Origin of the sequence: Hoyosella sp. YIM 151337, from assembly GCF_026041215.1 — a bacterium.
Taxonomy (GTDB): Bacteria; Actinomycetota; Actinomycetes; order Mycobacteriales; family Mycobacteriaceae; genus Hoyosella.
This window is the reverse complement of record NZ_JAPEIQ010000011.1, coordinates 162,628-187,458: the sequence shown is the minus strand read 5'-3', so window position 1 is coordinate 187,458 and position 24,831 is coordinate 162,628. Positions and strand designations below refer to the sequence as shown.

General features: G+C 63.2%; 29 protein-coding genes. 6 read left to right on the top strand and 23 right to left on the bottom strand.

All coding sequences use genetic code 11. The features are described 5' to 3' along the window. Positions 1 to 129 precede the first annotated feature (129 nt). The 10 genes from ONR57_RS05660 to aztA form a co-directional block, all read right to left on the bottom strand. Complete coding sequence (locus ONR57_RS05660; RefSeq protein ID WP_265122046.1) at positions 130 to 696, bottom strand: hypothetical protein; 567 nt, start codon at positions 694 to 696, stop codon at positions 130 to 132. Then, positions 693 to 1,259, bottom strand: coding sequence for a DUF6286 domain-containing protein (locus tag ONR57_RS23275; RefSeq protein WP_265122045.1), 567 nt, complete (start codon positions 1,257 to 1,259; stop codon positions 693 to 695). The genes ONR57_RS05660 and ONR57_RS23275 overlap by 4 nt, the downstream gene beginning before the upstream one ends. Next, positions 1,252 to 1,611 (bottom strand): Asp23/Gls24 family envelope stress response protein, encoded by a 360-nt coding sequence (locus ONR57_RS05650; protein WP_265122043.1) that lies wholly within the window; start codon positions 1,609 to 1,611, stop codon positions 1,252 to 1,254. The genes ONR57_RS23275 and ONR57_RS05650 overlap by 8 nt, the downstream gene beginning before the upstream one ends. Then, on the bottom strand, positions 1,604 to 1,783 hold the full coding sequence (locus ONR57_RS05645; RefSeq protein WP_265122042.1) for a DUF2273 domain-containing protein: 180 nt from the start codon (positions 1,781 to 1,783) through the stop codon (positions 1,604 to 1,606). Before ONR57_RS05645 ends, ONR57_RS05650 begins: the two co-directional genes overlap by 8 nt. A gap of 41 nt (positions 1,784 to 1,824) precedes the next feature. Next, positions 1,825 to 2,100, bottom strand: coding sequence for an Asp23/Gls24 family envelope stress response protein (locus tag ONR57_RS05640; RefSeq protein WP_265122041.1), 276 nt, complete (start codon positions 2,098 to 2,100; stop codon positions 1,825 to 1,827). Continuing rightward, positions 2,097 to 2,582 (bottom strand): Asp23/Gls24 family envelope stress response protein, encoded by a 486-nt coding sequence (locus ONR57_RS05635; protein WP_265122040.1) that lies wholly within the window; start codon positions 2,580 to 2,582, stop codon positions 2,097 to 2,099. Before ONR57_RS05635 ends, ONR57_RS05640 begins: the two co-directional genes overlap by 4 nt. A 206-nt stretch (positions 2,583 to 2,788) precedes the next feature. Beyond that, a complete protein-coding gene (gene aztD, locus ONR57_RS05630) occupies positions 2,789 to 4,012 on the bottom strand; it encodes a zinc metallochaperone AztD (RefSeq protein ID WP_265122038.1) in 1,224 nt (407 codons plus the stop codon). A gap of 20 nt (positions 4,013 to 4,032) precedes the next feature. After that, entirely contained in the window at positions 4,033 to 4,944 is a 912-nt protein-coding gene (gene aztC / locus ONR57_RS05625) for a zinc ABC transporter substrate-binding protein AztC (protein WP_265122036.1), read from the bottom strand. After that, positions 4,941 to 6,221 (bottom strand): ABC transporter, encoded by a 1,281-nt coding sequence (locus ONR57_RS05620; RefSeq protein ID WP_265122035.1) that lies wholly within the window; start codon positions 6,219 to 6,221, stop codon positions 4,941 to 4,943. The genes aztC and ONR57_RS05620 overlap by 4 nt, the downstream gene beginning before the upstream one ends. After that, entirely contained in the window at positions 6,218 to 6,928 is a 711-nt protein-coding gene (gene aztA, locus ONR57_RS05615; RefSeq protein WP_265122034.1) for a zinc ABC transporter ATP-binding protein AztA, read from the bottom strand. The genes ONR57_RS05620 and aztA overlap by 4 nt, the downstream gene beginning before the upstream one ends. Before the next feature lie 55 nt (positions 6,929 to 6,983). Here aztA and aztB point away from each other — a divergent pair, with 55 nt between their 5' ends. From aztB to ONR57_RS05595, 4 genes are all read left to right on the top strand, one after another. Continuing rightward, positions 6,984 to 7,850, top strand: coding sequence for a zinc ABC transporter permease AztB (gene aztB / locus ONR57_RS05610; RefSeq protein ID WP_265122033.1), 867 nt, complete (start codon positions 6,984 to 6,986; stop codon positions 7,848 to 7,850). 100 nt (positions 7,851 to 7,950) lie between these two features. After that, a complete protein-coding gene (locus ONR57_RS05605; protein ID WP_265122031.1) occupies positions 7,951 to 8,787 on the top strand; it encodes a siderophore-interacting protein in 837 nt (278 codons plus the stop codon). A gap of 140 nt (positions 8,788 to 8,927) precedes the next feature. Next, positions 8,928 to 9,539 carry an RNA polymerase sigma factor gene (locus ONR57_RS05600; RefSeq protein ID WP_265122029.1) on the top strand — a complete coding sequence of 204 codons (612 nt, stop codon included), beginning with the start codon at positions 8,928 to 8,930 and terminating at the stop codon, positions 9,537 to 9,539. Further along, positions 9,530 to 10,051 (top strand): hypothetical protein, encoded by a 522-nt coding sequence (locus tag ONR57_RS05595; RefSeq protein WP_265122028.1) that lies wholly within the window; start codon positions 9,530 to 9,532, stop codon positions 10,049 to 10,051. Before ONR57_RS05600 ends, ONR57_RS05595 begins: the two co-directional genes overlap by 10 nt. On the opposite strand, the gene ONR57_RS05590 is transcribed toward ONR57_RS05595, so the two are convergent. The 5 genes from ONR57_RS05590 to ONR57_RS05570 all read right to left on the bottom strand — a co-directional run bounded on the left by ONR57_RS05590 (position 10,048) and on the right by ONR57_RS05570 (position 14,321). After that, positions 10,048 to 10,779 (bottom strand): rhodanese-like domain-containing protein, encoded by a 732-nt coding sequence (locus ONR57_RS05590; RefSeq protein WP_265122027.1) that lies wholly within the window; start codon positions 10,777 to 10,779, stop codon positions 10,048 to 10,050. The two genes, ONR57_RS05595 and ONR57_RS05590, sit on opposite strands and share 4 nt — an antisense overlap. Before the next feature lie 352 nt (positions 10,780 to 11,131). Further along, the gene (locus tag ONR57_RS05585; protein ID WP_265122026.1) at positions 11,132 to 11,995 is read right to left on the bottom strand and encodes a type III pantothenate kinase; all 864 of its coding nucleotides are present in this window, start codon (positions 11,993 to 11,995) and stop codon (positions 11,132 to 11,134) included. Between the two features lie 4 nt (positions 11,996 to 11,999). Beyond that, a complete protein-coding gene (panD, locus tag ONR57_RS05580) occupies positions 12,000 to 12,437 on the bottom strand; it encodes an aspartate 1-decarboxylase (RefSeq protein ID WP_265122024.1) in 438 nt (145 codons plus the stop codon). Between the two features lie 43 nt (positions 12,438 to 12,480). Then, the gene (panC, locus tag ONR57_RS05575; RefSeq protein WP_265122023.1) at positions 12,481 to 13,422 is read right to left on the bottom strand and encodes a pantoate--beta-alanine ligase; all 942 of its coding nucleotides are present in this window, start codon (positions 13,420 to 13,422) and stop codon (positions 12,481 to 12,483) included. Further along, entirely contained in the window at positions 13,422 to 14,321 is a 900-nt protein-coding gene (locus ONR57_RS05570; RefSeq protein WP_265122171.1) for a Rossmann-like and DUF2520 domain-containing protein, read from the bottom strand. Before ONR57_RS05570 ends, panC begins: the two co-directional genes overlap by 1 nt. A 317-nt stretch (positions 14,322 to 14,638) precedes the next feature. Here ONR57_RS05570 and ONR57_RS05565 point away from each other — a divergent pair, with 317 nt between their 5' ends. Then, on the top strand, positions 14,639 to 15,862 hold the full coding sequence (locus tag ONR57_RS05565; protein ID WP_265122022.1) for an acetyl-CoA carboxylase biotin carboxylase subunit family protein: 1,224 nt from the start codon (positions 14,639 to 14,641) through the stop codon (positions 15,860 to 15,862). A gap of 22 nt (positions 15,863 to 15,884) precedes the next feature. Beyond that, the gene (locus ONR57_RS05560; RefSeq protein WP_265122021.1) at positions 15,885 to 17,882 is read left to right on the top strand and encodes a hypothetical protein; all 1,998 of its coding nucleotides are present in this window, start codon (positions 15,885 to 15,887) and stop codon (positions 17,880 to 17,882) included. Here ONR57_RS05560 and ONR57_RS05555 read toward each other — a convergent pair. The 8 genes from ONR57_RS05555 to hpt form a co-directional block, all read right to left on the bottom strand. Then, entirely contained in the window at positions 17,879 to 18,538 is a 660-nt protein-coding gene (locus tag ONR57_RS05555) for a DUF6779 domain-containing protein (RefSeq protein WP_265122020.1), read from the bottom strand. The genes ONR57_RS05560 and ONR57_RS05555 overlap by 4 nt on opposite strands. A gap of 61 nt (positions 18,539 to 18,599) precedes the next feature. After that, positions 18,600 to 19,115: a DUF3180 domain-containing protein gene (locus ONR57_RS05550; protein WP_265122019.1), complete on the bottom strand. Its 516-nt coding sequence runs from the start codon at positions 19,113 to 19,115 to the stop codon at positions 18,600 to 18,602. After that, a complete protein-coding gene (gene folK / locus ONR57_RS05545; protein ID WP_265122018.1) occupies positions 19,112 to 19,621 on the bottom strand; it encodes a 2-amino-4-hydroxy-6-hydroxymethyldihydropteridine diphosphokinase in 510 nt (169 codons plus the stop codon). The genes ONR57_RS05550 and folK overlap by 4 nt, the downstream gene beginning before the upstream one ends. Beyond that, entirely contained in the window at positions 19,618 to 19,989 is a 372-nt protein-coding gene (gene folB / locus ONR57_RS05540; protein WP_265122169.1) for a dihydroneopterin aldolase, read from the bottom strand. Before folB ends, folK begins: the two co-directional genes overlap by 4 nt. Before the next feature lie 11 nt (positions 19,990 to 20,000). Next, positions 20,001 to 20,819 carry a dihydropteroate synthase gene (gene folP, locus ONR57_RS05535; protein ID WP_265122168.1) on the bottom strand — a complete coding sequence of 273 codons (819 nt, stop codon included), beginning with the start codon at positions 20,817 to 20,819 and terminating at the stop codon, positions 20,001 to 20,003. Between the two features lie 107 nt (positions 20,820 to 20,926). Next, positions 20,927 to 21,520: a GTP cyclohydrolase I FolE gene (gene folE, locus ONR57_RS05530; protein WP_265122167.1), complete on the bottom strand. Its 594-nt coding sequence runs from the start codon at positions 21,518 to 21,520 to the stop codon at positions 20,927 to 20,929. Positions 21,521 to 21,570: 50 nt separating this feature from the next. Then, complete coding sequence (gene ftsH, locus ONR57_RS05525; RefSeq protein WP_265122017.1) at positions 21,571 to 24,003, bottom strand: ATP-dependent zinc metalloprotease FtsH; 2,433 nt, start codon at positions 24,001 to 24,003, stop codon at positions 21,571 to 21,573. Between the two features lie 267 nt (positions 24,004 to 24,270). Beyond that, a complete protein-coding gene (gene hpt, locus ONR57_RS05520) occupies positions 24,271 to 24,831 on the bottom strand; it encodes a hypoxanthine phosphoribosyltransferase (RefSeq protein WP_265122016.1) in 561 nt (186 codons plus the stop codon).

Sequence of the window (24,831 nt, the reverse complement as noted above, 5' to 3'; positions counted from 1 at the left end):
TCAGCTCGGTTGTGAGCAGCTTCTGGCACTACATCGATGGTTCGGTTTCTCGCGTGATCGCGAGTACACGCGGGTCCGGTTGGCAGAACCTCCTTTCGCTGAGCTTGTGGAGGCAGACCTCGGGGGCTTTTATTTCACCCGGGCACGGTCACGCTCGCGCGCGGTGCTGGTGAGTTCGATGCGTACCGGCAGTTCAGGACTGTCCAGCGCTGTGCGCACCTGGGCGCGGGTTTCTTCAGCCGCGTTGGCGATATCGGCGAGCAACAGCGATCGCGTCACCGTCGCGGACAATACGACGAGCGGGGTGCCTCGCTCGATGATCGCTTTCCCTTTCACGGACGCGATCCCCGGTACCCGGGTCAGCGCGTCCGCCGCGGCATCGGCGGCGGAATTAGGGAGCACCACGTGTCTCCCACAGTCGCCGCTCCCTGCAAGGGAGAATTCTTTTATTTTTTGCACCCGCAGATGCGCGATGAACCAGCGCAGCGCGATCAGGACGAGAGCGATTCCGAGGGCTGCGGATGCCCATCGATACCAGTCTGTCGCGACCGCTGCACGAAGCTCTGACGTATCAAGTGCGGTATCCGGAAAGATGAATCCCTGCTGCCACGCAATAAGTGCGGCACCTCCGGCGAGAAGGAGCAACCCGAGCAAGAGCGCGGCGAGGCGATCACACACGGCGAGTCGGCGACTCATTTCGATTGACCTTCCTGACGCAGCGTCACCGTGATGGTCGGCGGCGTTTCAAGCGCGGCGAGCCGCGCCGCCACTCCCGTCCGTATTGTTTCTGTAAGCCCCGGTTCCGGGGGCCCCCACGCTGTGGCGCTGATCTTGACGTTGCGGCGTTTAGCCCGCGCTTTGACATGAGTCAAGCCGGACGTCTCTGCTGCCACTGATTCCGCGAGTGCCGCAACAACTGCAGGGCTCACCCACAGTGCCTCCCCGGCAGCTGGCACTGCCCGCACGCCACGCGGCTTCACACCACGCCAGAGCAGCCAGAGCCCCGCCAGACCAGCCGCTGCGCCCGCCAGCACCATCCAGGCGGCGGCTTCGGCACCATGGAGGTGCTGGACAGCCCTTTGCACCCACACGGGTCCTGCAACGACCCCGACAGCGGCAAGAAAGTCCCAGACGGCAAGTGCGCCCGCACTCAGCATTAGCAAGATTGCCAGCATCGCTCCCGGCACGCTCGCGGGCGGGCCGAGCGGCCGCGGCGTCGCGACGTGCCTGTCTTGCAGCGGGGTGTCTGTTTCACTCACTGACGCCTCCGTGTGACACATACCGCGCCGTGACGTCGAGGCGAGCGACGGTAAGCCCAGTGAGCTCCCCGATTTCCCGAACGACGCTGTCATGAATCTTTCGACACAGTTCCCCCGCAGGTTCCGGCCAGGCGACAGCCGTTTCCACTCCTACGCGCACGTGCCTGCCCGCCACATTGACGTCCACACGCGGATAATCGCGGCCGATCAGTCGCGTGACACCGGAGGATATTGGCAGCGCTCCCGGCACTGAAACCACCACTCGCTTCACGATTGACACGATCACGCTGTCAGCGAGGGTGAGATCTCCGCGGTCCGCGGGCACCCGCAGCTGCTGTGCTGCACTAACCATTGACGCGCCCTCGCAGGAGTGCGCCGAGATCGATCGCTCCGTCACGGTGGGCGCCGAGCGCGGCCGCAGCAGTACCGAGTACAGCCGCGAGGAGGAACCCTCCCAGTCCGCCGGTGATCGCGGCAAGCGCGAGTAGCAGACCTGCTAGCAGGCCAAGTTGGGCATTTGACATGTGCTCACTCCAGTCGCTAGTTGACGCTCGTCACGCAGCCTTCAAGCCAGGTCTTCAATCGTGATGTTGACCGCGCCAGGTTCGAGCTGCGCGACTGCTGCCCGGATTTGCCCGGCGGTTCCGCGAATCGGTGCATGGCTGTGGAGCGTCACGTGCACTTCGATGCTGTCGTCATCGCCAATTCGGATTCCGGTAATTCGGTCTCCAGCGAGGTACGTTCCGAAACTTCCGAAGCGGCCACCGTGGAGTTCCGCGACACCGTCAACACCAAGAACGGCCGCTGCGATATTGCGTGCTCTCGTCTCGGTCGATGTCATTGCACGCGAGACACACCATTGCCGGTGTCAGCGTCGTCGTCCTCGGAAGGAATGTGAACATCGTGCACGCTGACGTTCACCTCGATTACTTCGAGACCAGTCATCTGCTCAATTGCCGCGATCACGTTTCGGCGAATGCCCTTAGCAAGTTCTGGAATAGAAACGCCATACTCGGCGACGATGTCGACGTCGACGGCCGCTTGACGCTCACCTACCTCGACGGAGATTCCTTGCGAGAGGTTTGTGGAACCGCCGGGAATACGTTCCCGAATGACACCGAACGCACGCGAAGCCGAGCCACCCAGACCGTGCACGCCGTTGACCTCGCGAGTAGCGATACCAGCGATTTTCGCGACAACCGTATCCGCGATCGTGGTCCGGCCATGTGAGGACTCGAGAACCCCGCCCCCCTGGGACGCGCCCTCACCGCGCGGAGCGACAGTTTTTGCATCGGACCGGTTTTCCGGCAGCGATTGCTCCATTGCACTCATCGTGTCGAGACCTTTCTCTGTTGCCGCGAGAAACGCTTACATAAGGTGAGTCGTCACGGCACGCACACATTGCACGAAAAGTTTTGTGATCACCACCACGCGGCAATTCAGACATTTCGGCAACCGAAAAAGCGGCGGGACCGAGGACGATGAAATCCCCTGCCCCGCCGCCTGATGCCGTGGCTGGCGCTGCGCGCTTACCCGGTTGCGATGGCAATCTCGTTCGGTGTCTGGTCGAGTTCGGCCGACGCGATGACCGTGCCGGTAGTCAGGTCCAGTGCATGGACCGTGTTGGCGGCCGGTTCAGTCACGTAGGCAATGTCACCGTTGACGACAATCGCTGGGTGCGGATTCTGCCACTGCTCTGGACCATCCCACGCCTCGATGATCTGCCACGAATCGGTGATGTCACCCGTTTCCGGATCGACCACGTGCACCGAACCATCGGTGGCGATGATCAGTGCTTCATCCTGAGGACCGCGCGCGATACCGCGCCACGTGTATTCGACGCCGTCAGGCAGTGCTACAACCTCTAGGGTCCGCGCCTCTGTGTCGACAAGAACGATCTTGTTCAGCAGGTAACCCTCTGCGTCGGGGTCATCTTTGTAGTCACCGACCATGATCGCACTAGTTTCGCTGACGTATGCGTTACCCGTACGGCCATACTCGTCGGGCGCGTCCAGCTTGAAGATTTCGCCGTTTTCGTAGACGAGGACACCATCCTCGCAACCGAAGACGACGACCTCATCCTTCAGCGTCCCCTCGCCGTGGACGCCCGGGCATTCATCACTCGCTGCGACCTCATTGCGGTTCGTATCGAGGACACGGATGCCGGTGCGGCCGTCTGCGTCGCCCACACTCGTAATGAGGGTGTCATCCTCAAGTACGACTGATACGCCATGGTGCGGGTCGGTGCCCGGGACGATCTCCGCGTCAGGCAGCTCACCGTCCATGTTGAGCAGATCGGCTGTGCTGAAAATGAAGGTGTCGCTAGTGGCGTCGTCATACAGGACAGTCCGGCCGGCATGGCGAACCACGTGAGCTGCCTTATCGGCTTCCACAACTACGTCTGTGAGCGCAGGTTCCATGGCATCGATGACCTGGAAACCCTCAGATGTCGTGAGGAAAATGTGGCGCCCATCGCCAGCGGCATTCAAACGGGTGAACTCTTCCGAATCGAAGTCACCGAGCACGTCGAGGGTGGTGGCATCCAGCACCAGGACGCCACCCTCGTACGTCAGCGCGACGCGGGGCCCGTCCGGGACGGCATTCGCGGTTCCTGCAGCCCCAGTGGCGCCTGTGGCCCCGGTGCCCCCGGTGGCTTCAGGTTCCGGGTCGGCCGAGGCGCAGCCCGCGAGCGCGAGCGCGCCGGTGAGTGATGCGGCGATTACGCCGCGTGAAGCGGAGCGGTACTTCATCATTTCCTTCCTGATCGTGGGTCTCACGAACCGTCGAGGCCCGTTGCGATTCGCGCGGTGTTCACGCGCATCATTGCGAGGTATGTCGGAGCGTCACCGTCGGGTGCGGTGAGCGACTCCGTGACCAGTTCGACCACGGTGACGTCACGGTTGGTCTCCGAGGCGAGCACCTGCATGAGCCGGTCCGGCTGCGACGATTCCGCGAAGATCGTGGTGACGCCTGCTTCGTCGATCGCGCTGACGAGGCCGCGAAGATCACTGGCACTCGGCGCGGCAAGCGTCGTGCCGCTTGGAATCACCGCACCGATGACGCGAAAGCCGAACCGGTCCGCGAGGTAACCAAAGACGTGGTGATTGGTGACTAGAGCGCGGCGCGCCTCCGGAATAGCCTCGAATGCTGAGGTCATTTCAGCATCCAGAGCTTCGAGCTCGCTTACATAGTTCGCGGTGTGGTCCGCGACGGCGGACGGATCGAGGCCGTTGATATCCGCCAGGGTGTCACCAAGCACGGTGACCACGTCGATCATGCGAGCTGGATCTGTCCAGAAGTGGGAGTCGGGTTGCCCGGCTGACTCACCGTCGGTGTAGTCGAGCACGTCAATGTGATCACCAGCGAAGAAAATTGGCACACCATCTGCCTCGGCAGCCGCCACGTGGCTCGCGAGGCCTTCCTCGAGGCCCAAACCGTTCGCGACGATCAACTCGGCCTCACGCATTCGCGCGGCAGTCTGCGCGGATATCCCAAAGGAGTGCGGATCGGCACCTGGCGGCATCAGCGTCAGCACTTCGGCCTCGTCACCGACCATTTCGGTGACTACGTCACCGAGGATGTTGGTGGTCACTATGACGAGCGGCTGGTCTGATGCAGCTGGACTGCATGCCGTGACAAACCCGCCCGCGAGCGCGATTGCGGCGATCGCGATCCGTGCCTTCATCGCCCCGTCTCCACCATCAGGCGAGGCTCGGTCGGGGTATCGAAGACCCTCGCGACGCGAGCATTATCGGCGAAGTCAATTTCGAAGAGCTTGTTCTCAGCGGGACCGTTGAGATAAGCGCGATGCTGATCGACGGTCAACGCGATCCCGGCCCGGCGCTGCGGGTCGGCGCTGGAGTCCGGCACCAGCGGGTCAGTTGCCGCGAGCCGCTCTCCAGTCTTGGCGGAGAGCACGAGGACACTCCCGTCTGCAGTGAGGGCGACGACGTGCGATTCCGCATTGTCGACAGCAGCGGCTTGCACGATTGGCTCGCCCGCGTCGATCAGCGTCCACTCACGGTTCCGGGTGTGGAGCAGCCAGATGCCAGATTCACCGGCCACGCCAGCAACGGTGGGGCGGTCCTTCCGGGCGCGAAACTCGTCAGCGCGCGGCGCACTTCCCGCATCGGGATACGCAATGAATTCGAACTCGACGCCCCCATCCGACGTTGTCGCGAGCAGCGCACCATCGCTGCAGCCGATGACCGTACCAACGACCGTGGTGATCGTGCCGCGCGCATCAGCGCAGTCGGCTGCGTGGCCAAGCAACTCGCCGTCGGAGCTGAGCGCCTGGATGCGTGCCGCCGTGCCGTCCGGGCCTGGCTCGGTCACCAGCGCCCGATTGCCAATTGGCACGACCAGACCGTCGTGCGGTTCAGCAGCGACACGAAATGCCTCGTCCAGCTCGCCTGCGCCTAGCCTGTCCGCGGCGATCATCACGGCTTCGCCCGTCTCAGGGAAGAAGAAGCCCGCGCCGAAGTCATTCGCCGAAACAGTGGCGTGCACACCGGCAGCCGCATCAAAGTCCCCGTTCGCGCGGACGTCACCGAGCACAGACGGATCTGAGCGGTAGTAATGGAAGTGATCGACGTGGTTCCATGACCACACACCACTGTCGACAACCGTGACGGCACCTGCGTCAGGCCGGATCGCGTATCCGTAACGTCCTTCAGTGGCTAGTTCGGTGGCGCCGTCGATAGTGCCGAGGGTGTCGACGCTCTCGTCAAGCAGGTCAAGGTGGCGGGCTGCGCCGTCTTGATCGATGGTCAGCAGATGTAGTTGCGGTTCGGCGACCTCTTGCGCGCCTGGTATGGCGCCGTGGCCGTCACCAAGCGCAGTGGTGTCCTCATGGTCGGGCGGTGACCCAGCATCGAGGTCGTCACCATCCGGGCCCTGAGCGCACGCGGCCAGCGTCACCGCAAGCACAGCAGCCGAGATGGGAATGAAGCGGCGGATCATGCAGTCCTTTCAAACCTTGCGGGCGTTGTGAGTTCGACGACGCTGTCAACCTTGGAGATTTCGTTCAGATCGTGAGTGACGATGACTACCGCGGCACCATTGGCCGCCGCGAACGCGACCGCGGCGTTCACAGCCGCGCGTGATGCGGCGTCCAAAGCAGTCATCGGTTCGTCGAGTAGCAGCAGTCTCGCACGCTGTGCGATGCCCTGAGCTAGGAGCGCGCGCTGGCGCTGGCCCCCGGAAAGCGAGCCGACGGGCCGTTTACGCAAGTCCGCGAGACCGACTGCATCAAGTGCCTCCGTGACGATCGCGCGGTCACTTTTGGAGAGCGGGCGCCACAAGCCCGCCCGGCGCCAGCGGCCCATCGACGCGAGTTCCTCAACCGTTATCGGCAGCTGATCAGGAAGGGAACTGCGCTGCGGAACGAGAGCAATGTCCCCATTGTCCGTCCGCTCGAGGCGCCCGGCGTGCGGAGCCAGCAAACCGGCGACCACAGCAAGCAGCGTGGATTTCCCTGACCCATTGGGACCCACCACGGCTGTGACGGCACCCGCATCGGCGGTGAGATCCACACCGTCGAGCACCCGATGTCCGTCAAAGCTGACGCAGATGCCGACCGCGCGAACGATGGGGCCGGAACGAGCTGGTGAAAAACCCGCCGTTTGGGAAGCGGCGGCAGAGCGAGCCCCTCGGGCGGCTGAGAACACGTGACAGACAGTAGCAAATGAAAGTCGTTATTATTAAATGCTAATATATCTAGTCGTGGCTGCGCTCGACCTGCTTACAGACCCCTTTACTACCAGCTTTATGACGCGTGCACTCGTCGGCGGCATTTTGGTCGCGATGATGTGCGCGATAGTCGGAACCTGGGTAGTCACTCGCGGGATGGCCTTCCTCGGTGAAGCGATGGCACATGGCGTGCTGCCCGGCGTAGCGATCGCGATCCTCGCGGGCATCCCTCCCGTTTTCGGGGCAGCTGCGAGCGCAGCCGTTATGTCACTCGGAGTAAGTGTGGTGCAACGGCGATGGCGACTCTCAGCCGACACAAGCATTGGCCTGCTCTTCGTGGCAAGCCTCTCCCTCGGCGTGGTCATCATTTCGTCGTCCCGGACGTTCGCGGCAGATGCCACCGCCATCCTCTTCGGTGACATCCTGGCGATCCGTGCGCCACAACTTGCGGGACTGGCCGCCGCAGCGGTTGTCACCGCGCTGCTCGCTTTCGTTTTCCACCGCGCTTTCGTTGCGCTCGCTGTCGATCCGCGTCAAGCTCAATTGCTGCACCTGTACCCGCGTGCCGCGCACGCCGTACTCGTCGGCCTCGTCGCGCTCGCCGTGGTTTCCGCCTACCAGGCCGTCGGCTCACTGCTCGTACTGGGCATGCTGCTCGGGCCCGCGGTCGCGGCCGGGCGCTGGACCTCTCGCATACCCACGACAATGATGCTTGCTTCGTGCATTGGTGCTGTAAGCGTGTGGCTCGGACTGCTCATCTCCTGGCACTTAGCCACTGCCGCCGGCGCCACGATCGCGCTAGTCGCGGTGCTTTCGGCGGCAATCTCGACACTGCTGAGAACAGCCGCGAACACGGTGCGGGCATCACGACATGCGAAGCGCGAGCTCATACCCGCGTGAGGCCCACAGCGTTCGCACCAAGCACCCACTTCACGGCTGAGTTAGGTTAGCTTTGCCTGTGGACCCAGGGTGGGTCCTCTCTAGTCCACATGGGGGCGGCATGGCGACAACCAACATTCAGAAGACGCGAATCAAACCGGCAGAGTCGGAACTACTCACGCTCCGCGTTCACAAACGTGAGAGCGTATCGCCGCATTTCACGCGCGTCACCCTGGGATCTGGCGACATCACGAAGTTCCACAGCATGGGCTATGACCAATGGTTCCGGTTGTTCATACCGGTTTCCGAGAACTCGCTTTCCCGGTTGCCCAATCGACTGAACACCCTCGCCTACATCAAGTACCTGCGTATCGCGAAGACCGAACGTCCGGTTCTGCGCAACTACACCGTGCGCGCGTACCGGCCCGGCGGCCCCGACGGCCCCGAGTTCGATGTTGACTTTGTGGTCCACGGGTCCGCGGCGGAGGGCACCGCCGGTCCCGCCGCTAACTGGGCGCAAAGCTGCAGGCCTGGCGACCCAGTCGCCATCCTCGATGAAGGGGTGACATTCAACCAGCCGGCACATCTCGACAGTGTGCTGCTCGTTGCCGACGAAAGCGGACTTCCCGCTGTCGCGGGCATCTTGAGCGCACTGCCCGAGCACAGCACCGGCCGGGCGGTAATTGAAGTGCCCACTGACGAGGACCAACAGAAACTGGACGCGCCTTCGGGCATCGAGGTGACGTGGGTTCCGCGCAACGGCAAGGGCGGACTGCCCGGTGCGGCGGCGCTTGAGGCCGTGCGTCATTTGCCAGTATCCGCACGTGACACCTACTGCTGGGCCGTCGGCGAGCAATCGTTGCCCGTGGGCGCACGGCGGCATTGGGTGGCGGCGGGCGTCCCCAAGGCAAACATCACGTTTTGCGGCTACTGGCGCGCAGGTAGATCACACGGGTAAACACGGTGCGCCGGAACAACTGGCGCTGGATTGGGATCCGGCGAAAGCCAAACCAGCGGAACATCTCTAGACTGTGCGCAACGGGTGATGTGATCATGTGACTACCTGCCCCACGTTCGGCGCTGAACAGGGATTCGCGAATGACAGGATCGGCACTACCAGACGATGACGGGGCCAAGCACCGCACGCTAGCCGGTCGCGACGGCGCAGTGTTGCAGCCCTCCGACCAGGAGCTCGCGCGCCGCGCAGCGCTCGGTTCTCGCCCTGAGTTCGACGAGATCGTGCGTCGGCACGGCCCCGCGCTCTACCGGTTCGCCCGGCGCATGCTGCGCGACACTGGTGATGCAGAGGAGGCCGTCCAAGACACCTTCGTCGCCGCGTGGCAGGGGCTGCCCGATTGGCATGGACGCTCAGCGCTGCGCACGTGGCTATTCTCCATAGTCGCGCACAAAGCAGCCGATAAGCTGCGGAAAAGGCGCCCTATTCCGGTGGATGAGATCTTCGACGACGCTGAGCGCAGCCCGCATTCAGATCCGGAAGGGACTGCCCGCTACCACGACCTTCGCAGTGCACTCGAAGCTGCACTGCACGCCTTGCCGGCAACACAACGATCTGTGTGGCTGCTCCGGGAAGTGGAGGAATTGTCGTACCGCGAGATCGGAGAGGCTCTGAACATGCCCTACGACGTTGTGCGGGGAAATCTGTCGAGAGCCCGCGCGACGCTGGGAAGGAGGCTACAGTCATGGCGGTAAACCGAAACCTCGATGGCGAAGGGCCCGACGACCGGGAGGCGACGGAGACGACCGGTACCGCTGACTTTGCCGCCGAGAACGATGTCCTGACGCGAGCCGCTCGCGAGTTACGCGATGATGACACCGATTCCGACGCGCAGTGGCTCGAAATCACCGATCGCGTGCTCGCACGAGTGCGCGCGACCACGCGTCATGGCACGCCCCTGCGCGCGGAGTTCGGCACAGACACGTTGTACATTACCGACCTCGTCATCAAGCACAGGTTGCGCGACGCGCTCGAAAACGTAAGCGGGACCCACCCGATTCGAGTCACTATTGAGGCCGATGATTCCTACTGCACAGGCCTGGAAATCGAACTGAGCGCCGTGTATCGCACCGACTTGCGCCGTGCTTCGGCCAGCGTACGGAATGTCGTCCACAGCGTCCTCACCGACATACTGGGAGACTACGCCCCGCCGCGTTCAGCGATCACCCTGCATTTTGGTGACGTGACAATCGGCGGAACCGACTAGTGCGCCGCCATCACCGCGGCATCGCGGTGCTTATGCACACCACCTAGTACTGCGTCGAGTTTGCCGCCGTCGCGCAGCGCCTGAAAGCCGCCGACCAGCGCTTTCACGCGCTGCAGTCCCCGCCTGCGCAGTGCAGCCACGGCAGCAGGAGCGTCGTCACCTTGTGCGCAGACGACGATCCATTCGACATTGGCGTTGACAGCGGCGCTAAGCCGGAGCGCACCAGCCGGGTCTAGCCGGTGCTCGAGAAGCTCAGCACTCACCGCGATAGCGCCGAGCAGCGGTCCCTGAACGGTGCGTTCGTCCTGATTACGGATGTCAACTACCTTCGCGCCCTGAGCGACTCTGCTTTGCACCTCATCAGCGAACACTCGGTCCGCTTCATAGCTGCTGAGAACACGTTGCGCAGCCTGCCGGGCTGGCACGACGTGCACAGCGAAGAAAGCAGAACCGTCCGCGGCTGGGGTGAACGCGTGCTGGACTCCTTCGATGAAGCCAGCCTGGCCTCCCGCGGTCACCGTTCGCGCGGAATGCCCCGCGTTTCCCCAGCGCTGCACTCGAAGCGAACCGGCAAGCACCGTAATCGCCTCAGCATCCGACCTGCGCTGCGTCACCCCCGCTGTCCACTGGACGAGCCAGACAGTGGCGTGGTTGAGGTCGGCGAGCTTCCACCGTATACCTTCCGGCGCTGTCGTTTGCGGGCCCGGCTCGATTTCTCCGTCCAGCACGCGGGCAGCGTAGGTATCAGCCAGTGATAGTAGCGGCGCACTAGTGGCACCGGGGACGAACGGAGCCGACGGAGCGGATGTGCGGGCGCGCCTGCTGTGCAGCGTGGTGCGTGAGCGATACGCACGGCGAGTGCGTGCGGCCGAATGTGACAAACGAGTGCGGTGCAGCGTAGAGGTAACCACGAAATTCTCCCAGAAGTAGAAATGAAGTTGATGTGCGCGAATTCAGCGCAGACAACACTTCTGGGCCGGACACACGAAAGCAGCCCCTTGTGGGCGTGCAGCGAAGGATGTGTGTGTCACGAGGATGTATTTTGCCATACTTGTCGGCCTAGCGGTAGCGCCATACTTTTTAGCGGGCGGGACGCGAGCCGGAAAGCCGCGGCCGCGGGTGATTTGCGGGGCCTGCAGGCCTGCGGAAACCACGCGGTGACGACAGGTTGCGTTCAAAGACGAGCCGCAAACCAGTGACTGTGAGATCAGGCTCGTGATACCCGATTGTCTCGCATTCGTCGATAACGAGAGGCGCCAGACCGCCCGTCGCGATCACCGCGACACTCGACTCCTGGAACTCGGGCAACTCTCGGATGATCCGGCGCACCAGCCCGTCGACCTGTCCAGCGAAGCCGAACACGAATCCGGATTGCAGACACTCGACCGTGTTCTTACCGATCACCGATCTCGGGCGCACCACCTCGACCTTGCGCAGGGCTGCCGCGCGCTGCGCGAGAGCATCGACCGAGATATCGATCCCGGGAGCGATCGCCCCACCCAGGAATTCACCGCGGGGCGACACAACGTCCACACTTGTCGACGTGCCAAAGTCGACGACGATGCACGCGCCCGGATGCAGCGTGTGCGCGGCGAGTGCGTTGACCACCCGGTCTGCGCCCACTTCCTTCGGATTGTCCACGAGCAGCGGCACGCCGGTCTTCACCCCCGGTTCGACGAGGATTTGCGGCACCGACGGCCAGTAGCGGTCCATCATGATCCGCAGTTGCCCCAGGACCGCGGGAACGGTGGACAGCGCGGACACTCCACTGACCTGAGCGGCAAGCGGCCCGAGCAGACCGCGGAACGTGAGCGCCATCTCGTCAGCGGTCGTATGCGGGTCGGTTCGGACGCGCCAGTCCGCTACGAGGCGCGCCTGTGGGCCGGCGCCCTCGAAAAGTCCGAGGACAACGTTGGTGTTACCCGCGTCGACGGTAAGTAGCACGGTGTTACGCGACGCTCGCGGCGAACGGCTCGGCGGGCTGGCGCGGTGACTTCAGCCCGGAGCCGGCAGGCGCGTGCGCGGGGTCCGTGCCGAGTTCGACCTGCTTGTTGTCGTCGTCGACGAAAACGATGCTGGGCTTGTACTCCCGCGCCTCCGCATCGTCCATCACACCGTAGGCGATCAGAATGACGAGATCGCCGGGGTGTACCAGATGTGCCGCGGCACCGTTGATACCAATGACACCGCTGCCGCGCTCGCCAGCGATCACGTAGGTTTCGAGCCGCGCACCGTTGTTGATGTCGACGATTGTCACTTTCTCGCCTTCGATGAGATCGGCGGCGTCGAGCAGGTCGGTGTCCACCGTGACAGAACCGACGTAGTGCAGATCGGCCTGCGTCACTGTGGCGCGGTGGATCTTCGACTTGAGCATGGTGCGGAACATCAGGGCGGTCCTCCTTCTAAGTGGGCCCTTGGTGATCGATGGCTTACGAGTGTGCCGACGTGACGCTCCGGGAACGGCTGGCGGCGGCTGGTGTCACTACCAGCCCGACATTGTCGATGAGACGAGTTGCGCCCAGGCGCGCCGCGACAAGCAGTCGTGCCGCACCTCCATCGGGCGGTACGGGCCCCAGCTCTGGGCTGCGGATTTCGAGGTAATCGACCTCGAGCGACGGCTCCGCCGCGAGGACTTCCCGCGCAGCGGCAAGCACCGCATCCGGTCCGTCATGCCCCGCGTGGGCGCCAGCGACCAAAGCGGCACACAGCGCAGTCGCTGCGGACCGCTGCTGCTGATTGAGATACCGATTACGTGAGCTCATCGCGAGCCCGTCCGATTCGCGAACGGTCGGCACGCCCACGATGCGCGTATCAAGGTTGAGGTCGCGAACCATTTGCCGGATCAGGGTCAGTTGCTGATAGTCCTTCTCCCCGAAAAACGCCGAGTGTGGGCTGGTAATCAGTAACAACTTCGCGACAACGGTGAGCATTCCCGCGAAGTGGCCGGGCCGGCTCGCGCCTTCAAGTTCATCGCCGGCCGGGCCCGCACACACCATGGTGCGGCGCCCGTCGGGATACATGTCGGCCACAGCCGGCGCGAACACGAGTTCCACACCTTCGCCGCGCAGCAGGTCAAGGTCGGCATCTAGGGTGCGCGGATACTTGTCGAGGTCTTCGCCTGCCCCGAACTGCAGCGGGTTGACGAAGATGGAGGCGATCACCACGGAATTGGGCGTCCGCTTAGCGTGGCGGACAAGTTCCAGGTGGCCTTCATGCAGAGCACCCATGGTCGGAACGAGCACGACCTGACGGCCCACCGCGCGCAGCGCGTTCGAGATCCTGCCAATCTGCACGGGATCACTGTGCACACGCAGTTCTCCCGGCGAGTACAGGTTCCTGTCACCTTTGAAGGTGCTACCCACAGCTGTCATCAGGAACGGCCTCCCTCGAGAACATCGAACATTTCCGCGCCCGCACCCGCGGTCTGTGCCGTGCGCAGAGCCAGCGTGCGGTAACTCTCCGCAATGCGCGGATCGGTTTCCGCCAGGGCGGCGAGATGCCGCGCCACAGTCTCAGCATCGTCTCGGGCCACCGGCCCGGTCAGTGCGCCACGGCCGTGGCGCAGCACGTTATCTAGTGCGGCGGACAGTAACGGGGCGATGACACGCTCGGGGAGGCCGCGGGGATCATCTCCGACAATTTCTTGACCAAGCAGCTCGTTGCCGCGGAGGGCGTCACGAAGCGCCGCGACCGCGTCGGCGACGAGGGTGACTAGGTGATTCGCGCCATGCGCCAATGCCGCGTGGTACAGCGCCCTGTCCTCTTCACTCACCGCAACAGGTTCACCGCCGACTTCGAGCACAAGGCCCTGGCCGATGGCATAACCCAGTGGATCGGCCGCGGTGATGCCGAAGCACGCATTCGGCAGGCGCGCTGTGTCCTCGTCAGTTCCGATAAAAGTCATCGCTGGGTGCACGGCGAGTGGTCGTGCACCCGCACTGGTAAGCGGTTCTAGGATCGCAATGCCATGAGCGCCGGAGGTGTGCAGCACAATCGTGCCGGGCCGCACCGAATCGCAGGCGGCGAGACCCCGAACGAGCCCCGGCAATTCGGTATCGGGTACGGCGAGAACAAGCAGATCAGATGTTGTCGCCACATCTGGGGGAGGCAAGATACGCGCGTCCGGCAGGCGTCGCGCTGCCCGCGCGATCGACGCATCGGAAACCGCCGTACAAGCGGTGACTACATGACCGGCGCGGCTCAGCGCCTGGCCAAGTGCGGTGCCCACGCGGCCCGCTGACACAACTCCGACCGCCAAGCGCGCAGGCATGGGGCCGCGCGTGAACTCATCCGAAAATTCGGAGCTCACTGTCGTCCTCTCAGTCGTTCCAGTCCTGCCTTGCAGGTACCAGACGTTCGTTCCCAGGATATGCCCGCCACGCTGCGCGTTTGAAGGCTACTGGCAGTGAAATATGTCACCCCGAGCTCCCTGGTGACCACCAAAGCTGCGCACGGACAGTTGGCGTGTGATCGACGCCATGGCAGGGTGGAGAGCGTTCCACGAGACGAGCCCAGCACGGGCCCTGGGACACTCCGGTCCTGGAATATCAGTCTGACCGGCGGGAATAGGGCCCGAGAAAGGCAGGCATGGAAAAAGATCCCAGCAAGGGCTATGTGGCGTTGCTTGGCTGGAGCCTCAGCGCAATCGACGCCGTCGACCGATTTGATCGCCGGTATGTTGTCGTCGCCCCAGAGTGGGCCGAAGAATATGCCGCGGCCAATGACATCCCCTTCATCAGCTGGAACTTCGAGCGCTTGAATGACCGGTCTATGGAGATCGCCCAAACTCTCAAAGACCTGGGCGTCGACGTGGCGATCCCGCTCTACGAGGAGACAGTCGAATGGGCTGGCGCGGTCAACGCCGTGCTTCAGGGCAATCCGCGCCTGCACGGGCAAGCGTTGCTTTTCCGTGATAAAGCGCTGATGAAGCGCCGTGCGCAGCTGGGCGGCATCCGGGTCGGTATCTTCGAAGAGGCCCACGACACCGATGATGTCGTCCGTTTCCTCAAACGCGTGAATCAGACGCTTCTCAAGCTCGATGGCGACCCGAACGATCCCATTCATCTCAAAGCGTTCGACAAAGCCGGCTGTCTCGGGCACCGCGTCATCAGCACCGTCGAGGACGTCGCAGCCATCTCCCCTGACGAATTTCCTGCCCTGCTCGAAAGCCACCTGAACGGCTGGGAATTCGCGGTAGAGGCGTGGATCTACAAGAAGCAGGTTCGCTTCCTCAACATCTCGGAGTACGTGACTCTGGGGCATTCCGTTTTTGTGCCAGCGAGCCCGGAACTCGAGAAGTGGCGGCCGCGCATTGTCGAAGAGATCGACAAATTGATCGATACCTTTGATATCGAGTCCGGCTTCATCCATCCGGAGTACTTCGTCACGAGTGACGGGCAAATGTACTTCGGTGAAGTAGCGTATCGCCCGCCAGGTTTCAAGGTCTTCGAGCTTCTGGAACGCGCTTACGGGTTCAACGGCTATCAGGCGCTGGTTCTGATGTTCGATCCGTATACGACCGAAGAGGAAATCGAGGAATTCTTCCCCGTGCCCGTCAAGGACGCGAAGGGCTACGCCGGTTGCTTCGGCGTGTATCCGCGGCGGCGCGTCGTCAGCGAGCTACAGATCCCTGCCGAGACGGCCGAGCATGAGTATTTTGAGTACCACGACCTTGTGCCTCCGCTGGAGAACAAAGTGACGAAGCGGACCGCGTTCGGCACACATTGGGGACTTGCCTACTTTTTCGGCGACGACCCCGACGAGATGCGCGAACTCCTGAAGCGGCAGGAAGATCTCGATTACTACGTCTGAGGCGAGAGAGGAAGCTGACAGGATGAACACCGGGATCGACTCCCTCAGCGTCCATCCTGAACTCGGCGGGCTTGGTGAGAAGTTTGACCACGCACTCGCTCAGCTCGAGCAGGCGCGCCCCTTCGCGAAAGCGAACCTGCAATCGCACGTCATCGAGCTGGCGGGCAGGGTGCTGGGCCGTGACGGCGGCATCGAGTTCTTGAACGAGCGTGCCCCGCGCCTAGATTCCGCCGGGGCATTCGCAGGTACGGACTGGGATCACCCGGAAAGCCTGCTGCCGTCGCTGGTCCAGCTGACTCTGCAGGCAGGTGACCAGCGCGCGACCGTTCTTGAATGCCTCAGTGAACTACGGCTATTGGCGATCGCCACTCGCCAAGCCCACCACCCCGGGGTGTCACCCGATGGCGCACGCCACTTCCTGACGCAGGTGCTCGCGCTCAATCTCGACCGCCTCTTCGCGACAGCGAATGAGGCCGATCGCGTGCGGCTGGGCGCCCTTGACGGAGCTGTCAGCCGTCTCTTCCAGTTTGTGCTGGACCATGTCGGATTCGACGATATCTTGGCGAATCTCATCGATGAGATCTGGCGGATACTCTCTCAGCGACCCATCCAGATCGGCCACGTGAAAGCGATGATCACCCAAATCGCAGTCACGCTGTCTGACGTCGCCGGAAGCTTGGGAGAAGCGCGGCTAGGGGCGGACCGGCTGATAAGCGCCCTGTTCGGTCCCACACAAACCTGCCGGGACGATCCGGGCGTCGAGCAATACCGAAGCCGGCTGGACTCGACTGATCTGCCCGGTCTCGAACAAGAAGCCAACGGACTCGCACGAGCCATGCTCGATACCGGGCTAGTGTCCGACTATCACGCCGTATTCGTGCGGTGGCTGCTCGACAACAGCTACCCAGAGTTGCTCGCGGATGCTCTCGGACTGAGTAACACCGGACGAGATGCATTGCGGTGCTACACAGATCTCGTGCATCGCCTTGTCAATGAGGCGATCCACCCGCTGACAGCGCAGGCACTCTACGGGCTTGCAAACCTTCTCGAACGCGGAATTCTTTATTCTCCCCCGATCGCACCCGCGCTGTGGCGCCAAATAGCGATGACCCCCGCACCGAATTCCAGCGCGGCGATCAGCGCGGTATACGGCACCGGGCTGCCGCCGCGAGTTTTCCTGCTCGCGGGGACCATTTCGGTTCTGGGACAGCCTCTCGGTATCGGGCAAGGCAACAATCCGACCTGCCAGTCAGCCCGCGCGATCTCGATGTGGTCCTACAGCGACCCGGCCTACCTGCTGCACCTGCTCTACCAGGCGGCCCGTTACGACAAAGTACTGATGCACTTTGAGGGCGCACCAATCTGGTCCGATGAGCTCCCCACCGCGCTGGCGAAATCAGCGATACTCGATACCGATCCAGTCTCCGCCGTACTAGTACCGCACCTCGACAAGATCTACGCCGAGATGGGCCGGATGGTCGCGGACCGGGGCGAAGATCCACATCGCTGGATCAACCCGGAATTCCACGGCTGGTGGGTCGGCAGCAAATTCATGATCGCCGTCGATGTGGCAACCGGCAATCTCACCAGCTACGACGAGTTCTTGCGGCAGTTCTATACGAGCTACCACCCGTTCTACAACGGAAACCAGCCGATTATTCATCCCCAGCCCGCTGGGCTCGCCGTCACCGACAGCAACGCGGAATTCGTTGGATGGCACGCAATCACACTCATCCGGGCAGCACTGGATCAGGAGGGCGTGATGCGGGTGTACTTCTACAACCCCAACAACGACAGCGGCCAGAACTGGGGCAACGGCGTCCAAGTGTCAACGCAGGGCCATGGTGAGAGGTTCGGCGAGGCGTCTCTGCCTTTTCCGCAGATGGTTTCGCGTCTCTACATCTTTCATGACGAGCCCGGCGAATCGACGGGAACAGTGTCTGTCCCCATAGAGGAACTCGACCTCGTCCGTCACATGGCGATCGAAAGCTGGGCTGGCGCGCGTGTGCCTGCGAGCTAACGTTCTGAACCGGTTGCGGCCCTGAGGTCGTCGAGTATCTCCGCCACGGTGCGCTGCTGCGCAGCCGGTGACTCGTACTCGGTTTCGAACTCCACATCGACCACATCGTCGCCGGACGTCTCGTTTGCTGGTTCCGCTGCAGAGGGCTCGCGCTTGTTGTCAGACTGCTGAGGACGCTGTGAAGCGGCGGCAATCGCCATGGGTGCCGACTGGGCACTGACCGGGATCTCTTTACTGAACGCGTGTTCGAGCGCGCCGCGGATCGAGGTGAGCTCACGTTGTACCGCCGCAAGCTGCTGCGACGTGTCGTCGCGGACCTCAGCTTCAAGTTCACGACGGAGTTTTGATTCCACAGTCAGCTCGTGGCGCCGGCGCGCCGCGACCTCGCGGGAAAGCTGCATCTCGTACACCATCCGCAGATCCCGCATCTTGGCGCGGTCGGCTTCGGCTTCCTTACGGTATTTCGTTACGGCTAGCGCTCCGAGGAAAGCCGCCCATAGTGCCGCCACGACACCGATGCGCAGCGCTTCGACGCTGTTGCTCGCGACGAGGAACACACTCGCAGCTATCGCGAGCACGAACAGCCCAGCGATCAGCGCACTGTGCGATTTGTGCCTGCGGCGCCGCCGAACCCGCGGCTGACTTGGAACAGTCATGCGCCCGAAAATACCGCGGGCTGACAACAAACCAGCGGAACCGACCCGGCGATTCCGGAAATCAGCGAAAGTCTCTGTCCCAGCCAGTATCCCAGTCCGGATCATCCCCATTTTCTGGGCGGTCCTCATCCTCGTCATCGGGGGTACGACAGGATCGCTCAAGCCAGAGTGCAGCGGCTGTAAGCGCAAGCGCACCAACAAGACCTACCGCGACACCTGGCAGGTCTTCCATGGCTGCGCGGACGATTGCGCGATCCGGTGCGATCGCCGCGAGCAGCCCTGCCCACACCCCCGTCGCAGCGGCCCCCACCAGCGCCGACGCTTTGGCCAAAGCGACTGCCCGCGCCACAATGATGGGGTTGAGGTAGCCACGGGCCATCCCTATCCGGCGAGTCGCAATGCGGTTCCGGATGACGAAGCCGAAGATCAGTTCGCCCAGCGCGATTGGGTAAAGCGAAGCTCCCACGAGGAGTCTGATCGGCGGTAAGGCGCCGTAGAACGCGCCCGCAAGGAGCCATGCGGCGACGAACGCGACTAGCGCGAGGACCGCGAGGTCGCGCAAACGCGTCGCCTTCACCGAAGCCACTCCGTTTGGTCCGGCCGGCGCTGCACTCCCTCACGTTCAGTTGCAGAAAGCACCGTCAGCAGTTCCGCGATGGGTGTGCCGTGCAGCGCCGCATGCGGATCAACATCAAGCCAGGGAACCAGCACGAAAGCCCGTTCGTGGGCGTGCGGGTGCGGCAAAGTCAATCGCGGGTCTCGCTGGACGACAGGCTCTCCGTCCTTGGCGCAGTTGATGATGTCGACATCGAGAGTGCGCGGGCCCCAGTGGCGCTCGCGCGTCCGCTGGGCAGCTCGTTCGCACCGCTGGGCGAATTCCAGCCACTTCCATTCATCCCAGCTGCCGTCTTCCGCGAGCAACACCGCGTTGTAGAAATCTGCCTGGTCGGTGACCCCCCACGGTGCCGTGACGTACACAGGTGAGCGCGCTCTCAGTCGACTGCCCAGAGCGTCAGTCACTGTTCGCAAATTCGCGAGCCGGTCCCCAACGTTGGAGCCGATCGAGAGGACCGCAAGAGTCACGCGCCGGCACCTCTTTCTCGCGCGACTACGACTGCGACGTCCCGAAAGTTCAGGGGTATCGGCGCGGCGGGCTTGTGCACCGTAACTTCGACCGAGTGGACTCGCTCATCACGCATGACGTCGTCAGCTATCCGCGCCGCGACAGTCTCAATAAGGTTGAACGGCGGGCCACTGACGATGTCGGCGGCCTGCTGAGCCAGGGCACCATAGTCGAGGGTGTCTGCGAGGTCGTCCGAGTCTCCGGCTTTCCTGAGGTCGGTGCGCACCACGATATCGATGACAAAATCCTGGCCCTCTCGTTTCTCGTGCTCGAAAACACCGTGGTGTCCGCGCACGGTGAGGCCGCGCAACTCAATCCGGTCCGGCACAGCTTCCGCCGTCATGGTCGGCCCGCCATCCATGCGTGCGCGACCGCGATCGCGTCGAGAGTGGCGCGCGCGTCGTGTACCCGCACGCCCCAGGCACCGCCGGCCGCAGCAAGGGCGGAGATCGCAGCAGTCGCGGTATCTCGATCAGCAACGGGCCGGTCGTTACCTTCTTCGTCCGCTAGCAGAGCACCGAGGAAACGTTTCCGGGACGCGCCAACCAGTACTGGGAATCCAAGTCCTGCCAAGTGCGGGAGAGCGTGCAGCAACGCCCAGTTGTCCGCCGCTGTCTTCGCGAACCCCAGCCCCGGATCCAGCACAAGCACAGCTGGATCAACGCCCGCGCGGACTGCGGCATCAACTTGCGCGAGGAGTTCCGCGCTCACTTCCTTCACGATGTCGCGGTAGCCGTCGCGACCGCTGCTCACATCAGTGTGGTGCAGGAATTCACCATTGGAACGCCAGTGCATGAGCACCCACGGCACGCCAGCGTCCGCCACGACCTTGGCCATGTGCGGGTCCGACTGTCCGCCAGACACATCGTTCACGATCGCCGCGCCAGCACTGATTGCCTGCTCTGCCACGCTTGCGCGCATCGTGTCGACGCTTACGGTGACGCCGGCCTCACTGAGTGTCCTGATCACGGGCGTAACGCGTCGCGCTTCCACCTCTGGATCCACGCGCGCCGCGCCTGGGCGCGTCGATTCACCACCCACGTCCACCACATCAACGCCGAGACGGTGCAACTCCAGACCCCGAGAAATGGCGCGCTCGGCGCTGAGGAACTGTCCGCCATCTGAAAATGAGTCCACTGTGACGTTCAGGATTCCCATGACCACGCACCTGCCGGGGGCGGGAAGCCCGGTGTGTGCCCGGGCGGCACCAGCGCTTTTGCTGCTGCCGCCCGGGTCAGAACTACCGACGGTCCGCACCTCGCTGGTCACTTCCGCAGTATCAGGTCGAGAGCCTCCGAACGTGAGGCGGCACTACTCTTGAAGAGTCCGCGAACGGCCGATGTGGTCGTCGTCGCACCCGGTTTCCGGATGCCACGCATCGCCATACACAAATGTTCCGCTTCCACGACGACGATCGCGCCGCGCGGCTCTAATTTCCGCATCATCGCGTCAGCGATCTGACTGGTGAGCCGCTCCTGCACCTGCGGCCGCTTCGCATAGAGATCCACCAGCCGCGCGAGCTTCGACAAGCCGGTCACGCGCCCAGAGTCATTGGGAATGTAACCGACGTGCGCCACACCGTGGAACGGCACGAGATGATGCTCGCATGTGGAGTACATCGGAATGTCCTTCACCAGCACGAGTTCGTCATGGCCCTCGTCGAACGTCGTGTCGAGCACGTGATCCGGGTCCGTGTGCAGCCCGGCGAACAGTTCTGCGTACGCACGCGCGACCCGCGCGGGAGTGTCGGCAAGGCCCGACCGCGACGGATCCTCACCCACCGCTATCAGCAATTCACGCACGGCCGCTTCAGCTCTGGCCTGATCGAATACGCGGGAGACAGGGTCGACGGCGTCAATTGCGGCTGTAAGGCCGTCACCGCCGGTTTGGCTGCTGGTGCGGTTACTTGTCACGATCGTGTGCCATCCTCGTGCCCGTCGGGGGGTTCGGGCCGCCAGTCCTCGTGGTCGTATCGATCCGGCGTTCCGGCGGCTTCAGTGAAACCGCCGGAAGACCCGCGGGTCACTGCGTCTTCTTCGCGGTCTTCCTCACGCTTCGCAGCCCTTTCCCGGACAGGCGTTGTGGTGTCCGCGCTGCGCGGCGGCCAGCCGGGGGCCGACCACCCGGGCGGTTCGCCGTACCGCGATTCTCCGGTCCTGCGCCCGCCCCGTGCGCTTTGTGCGCCGTGGCCGCTAGGAATCGGGTATCCCGACTGTCCCGGATGAGCGTCCGACTGCGGTGGGTGGGCCCGCGAGTCGCGCTGACTTCCGCCGTTGACGCTGCCTCCCACCCGCTCATCTGAGGGTTCGCGCCATGACTCCGCGTCGTCGTGCTCGGCGGGCGCACCGTTTCGCCCGCCGGACTGTGCCGGTTCAGGCGCGGGTGTCACCTCCGGCACGGGAGGCCACGGCTCGCCCCGCTCCTTCGCGATTTCGGCGGGTGTTTTAATTGGGGGACGCAGTTCGACTGGGGTGCGCGCCCCGAAGTCATTGAATTCGGTAATACGCGGCCGCTTCTCGACCCGCGCGAGAATCCGCTCCAGGTCTTTGCGCACCAGAGTTTCCTTGTCGAGCAGTTCGCGCGCTAGCTGATCGAGCTCATCGCGATAGTCGTGCAGAATCTCCCACGCTTCAGTATGCGATGCCTCGATGAGCCGGCGGACTTCTTCATCGATCTCACGGGCGATTTCGTGGGAGTAATCAGGAGCCATGCCCATCGTCCGGCCCACGAAGGGATCCCCGTGTTCCTGGCCGTAACGTACTGCACCGAGGCGCGGGCTCATCCCGTACTCGGTGACCATCGCACGCGCAATTTTTGTTGCCTGCTCAATGTCGGATGACGCACCGGTGGTGGGCTCCTGGAAGACCAGTTCCTCTGCCGCACGGCCACCCATGGCGAAGACCAGTCGCGAGATCATTTCCGAGCGGGTCATCATCGACTTGTCGTCTTCGGGCACGGCCAGCGCATGCCCGCCTGTACGTCCACGGGCAAGGATCGTGACCTTATATACCGGTGTGAGGTCAGGCATCGCCCAGCCGGCGAGTGTATGACCGCCTTCGTGATAGGCGGTGATCTTCTTTTCCAGCTCACTGATGATCCGGCTCTTGCGGCGCGGACCGCCGATTACCCGGTCCACCGCTTCTTCTAGCGCCTCGTTGGTGATCACGGTGCCAGCCTCGCGCGCCGTCAGCAGCGCGGCCTCGTTGATCACATTTGCAAGGTCCGCACCCGACATTCCAACGGTGCGCTTCGCGAGCGCGTCAAGATCGACATCGGATGCGAGCGGCTTGCCCTGCGAATGCACTCGCAGGATCGCGCGGCGGCCCGCAAGATCCGGCGCCCCGACCGGGACCTGGCGGTCGAACCGGCCTGGCCGCAGCAGCGCGGGGTCGAGAATGTCCGGCCGGTTAGTCGCGGCGATCATAATGATCCCCTGCCGAGCACCAAAGCCATCCATTTCTACGAGCAGCTGATTCAGGGTCTGTTCGCGTTCGTCGTGACCGCCGCCCATACCGGCGCCGCGCTGGCGTCCGACCGCGTCGATCTCGTCGACGAAGATGATGCACGGGGCATTTTGCTTGGCTTGTTCGAACATGTCGCGGACTCGCGACGCACCCACACCGACGAACATCTCGACAAAATCGGAGCCGGAGATCGTGAAGAACGGTACACCCGCCTCGCCGGCCACCGCGCGAGCAAGCAGCGTCTTACCTGTGCCAGGCGGGCCGAAAAGCAGTACGCCTTTCGGGATCTTCGCACCAAGCGCCTGGTAGCGGGCGGGATGCTGCAAGAAATCCTTGATTTCGTGCAGTTCTTCAACAGCCTCGTCGGCGCCCGCAACATCAGCGAACGTGGTTTTCGGCATGTCCTTCGTCAGCTGTTTCGCCTTCGACTTGCCGAAGCCCATCATGCCGCCGCGGCCACCGCCCTGCATCCGGATCATGATGAAGAGGAAGAGACCGAGCAAAATCAGCATTGGGAGCATGAACAGCAGCAGGCTGCCGAGCCAGCTGTCTTGGGTGACACTGGTGTCGAACCGCTCGAGTTCCGCTGCCCGCACCTGATCGTAAACTTGCTCCGCAGCGCCCGTCGGATACTTCGCGATGATCTGGGTTTCCCCATCGGTCGCGTCGGTGCCCTCACGCAGCGTTAGCCGGAGCTGCTGTTCCCGGTCGTCGATCTGGGCCTCGACGACGTTCCGCTCATCGAGCTGGGTGAGCGCCACCGACGTATCCACCTCGTGGTAATCCCGCGTATCGCCCCCAAAGTACGAGAACGCAAATATCACCAGCAGAATCGCCGCGACGATCGCGAGGTTCCTGAAAACAGTCTTGCGGTTCATAGAGGTTCAGCCGGGTGGCTCATCCTTCCAGTGCACGGGCGCGTGAATAGGCCGGTAAAACCCCGCACATCACGCCGGGGAGTTCCAGGCTACCGTCAGGTCACGACAGGGGGTAATTCGGCGCGACCCAGCCAGGACCGTCGCATTCCGCTGTGCCTCAGCCCCAGTATGCGCCGCATGCCACACAGTTGCCCACCATCCGCTCATAACCGCCGATTTACCAGTGCAAACGACACGCCTCGCAGCGGCGCCGTCCGGGCGTCACGCTCAGCGGTAGACGGCCGGATCAAGCAGCCCGATGTAAGGAAGATCGCGATACCGCTCGTCGTAGTCGAGTCCGTAGCCCACCACGAACTCGTTTGGGATATCGAAGCCCACGTGCGCCACCGGAACGTCGACCGTGATCGCATCCGGTTTCCGCAGCAATGTACACACCTGCAGCGATTTCGGATTGCGCGTCTGCAGGTTGCGCATCAGCCAGGAGAGGGTGAGGCCGGAGTCGATGATGTCCTCCACGATCAGCACATCCCGATCGGCAATATCGCGATCCAGATCCTTCAGAATGCGGACCACCCCAGACGACGACGTCGATGAGCCGTACGAGCTCACCGCCATGAACTCCATCTGAGTAGGGATAGGCAAGGCGCGGGCAAGATCAGTCATGAACATCATCGCGCCTTTGAGCACACCCACGAGGAGCAGGTCATCCTCAGGCTTGGCGTCGGGTGCGGGCTTGTATCGTTCGGCGAGCTCAGCCGCGAGCTCTGCGGTGCGTGCGCGGATTTGCTCTTCCGATATCAGCACAGACGCAATGTCGCCGTCGTACAC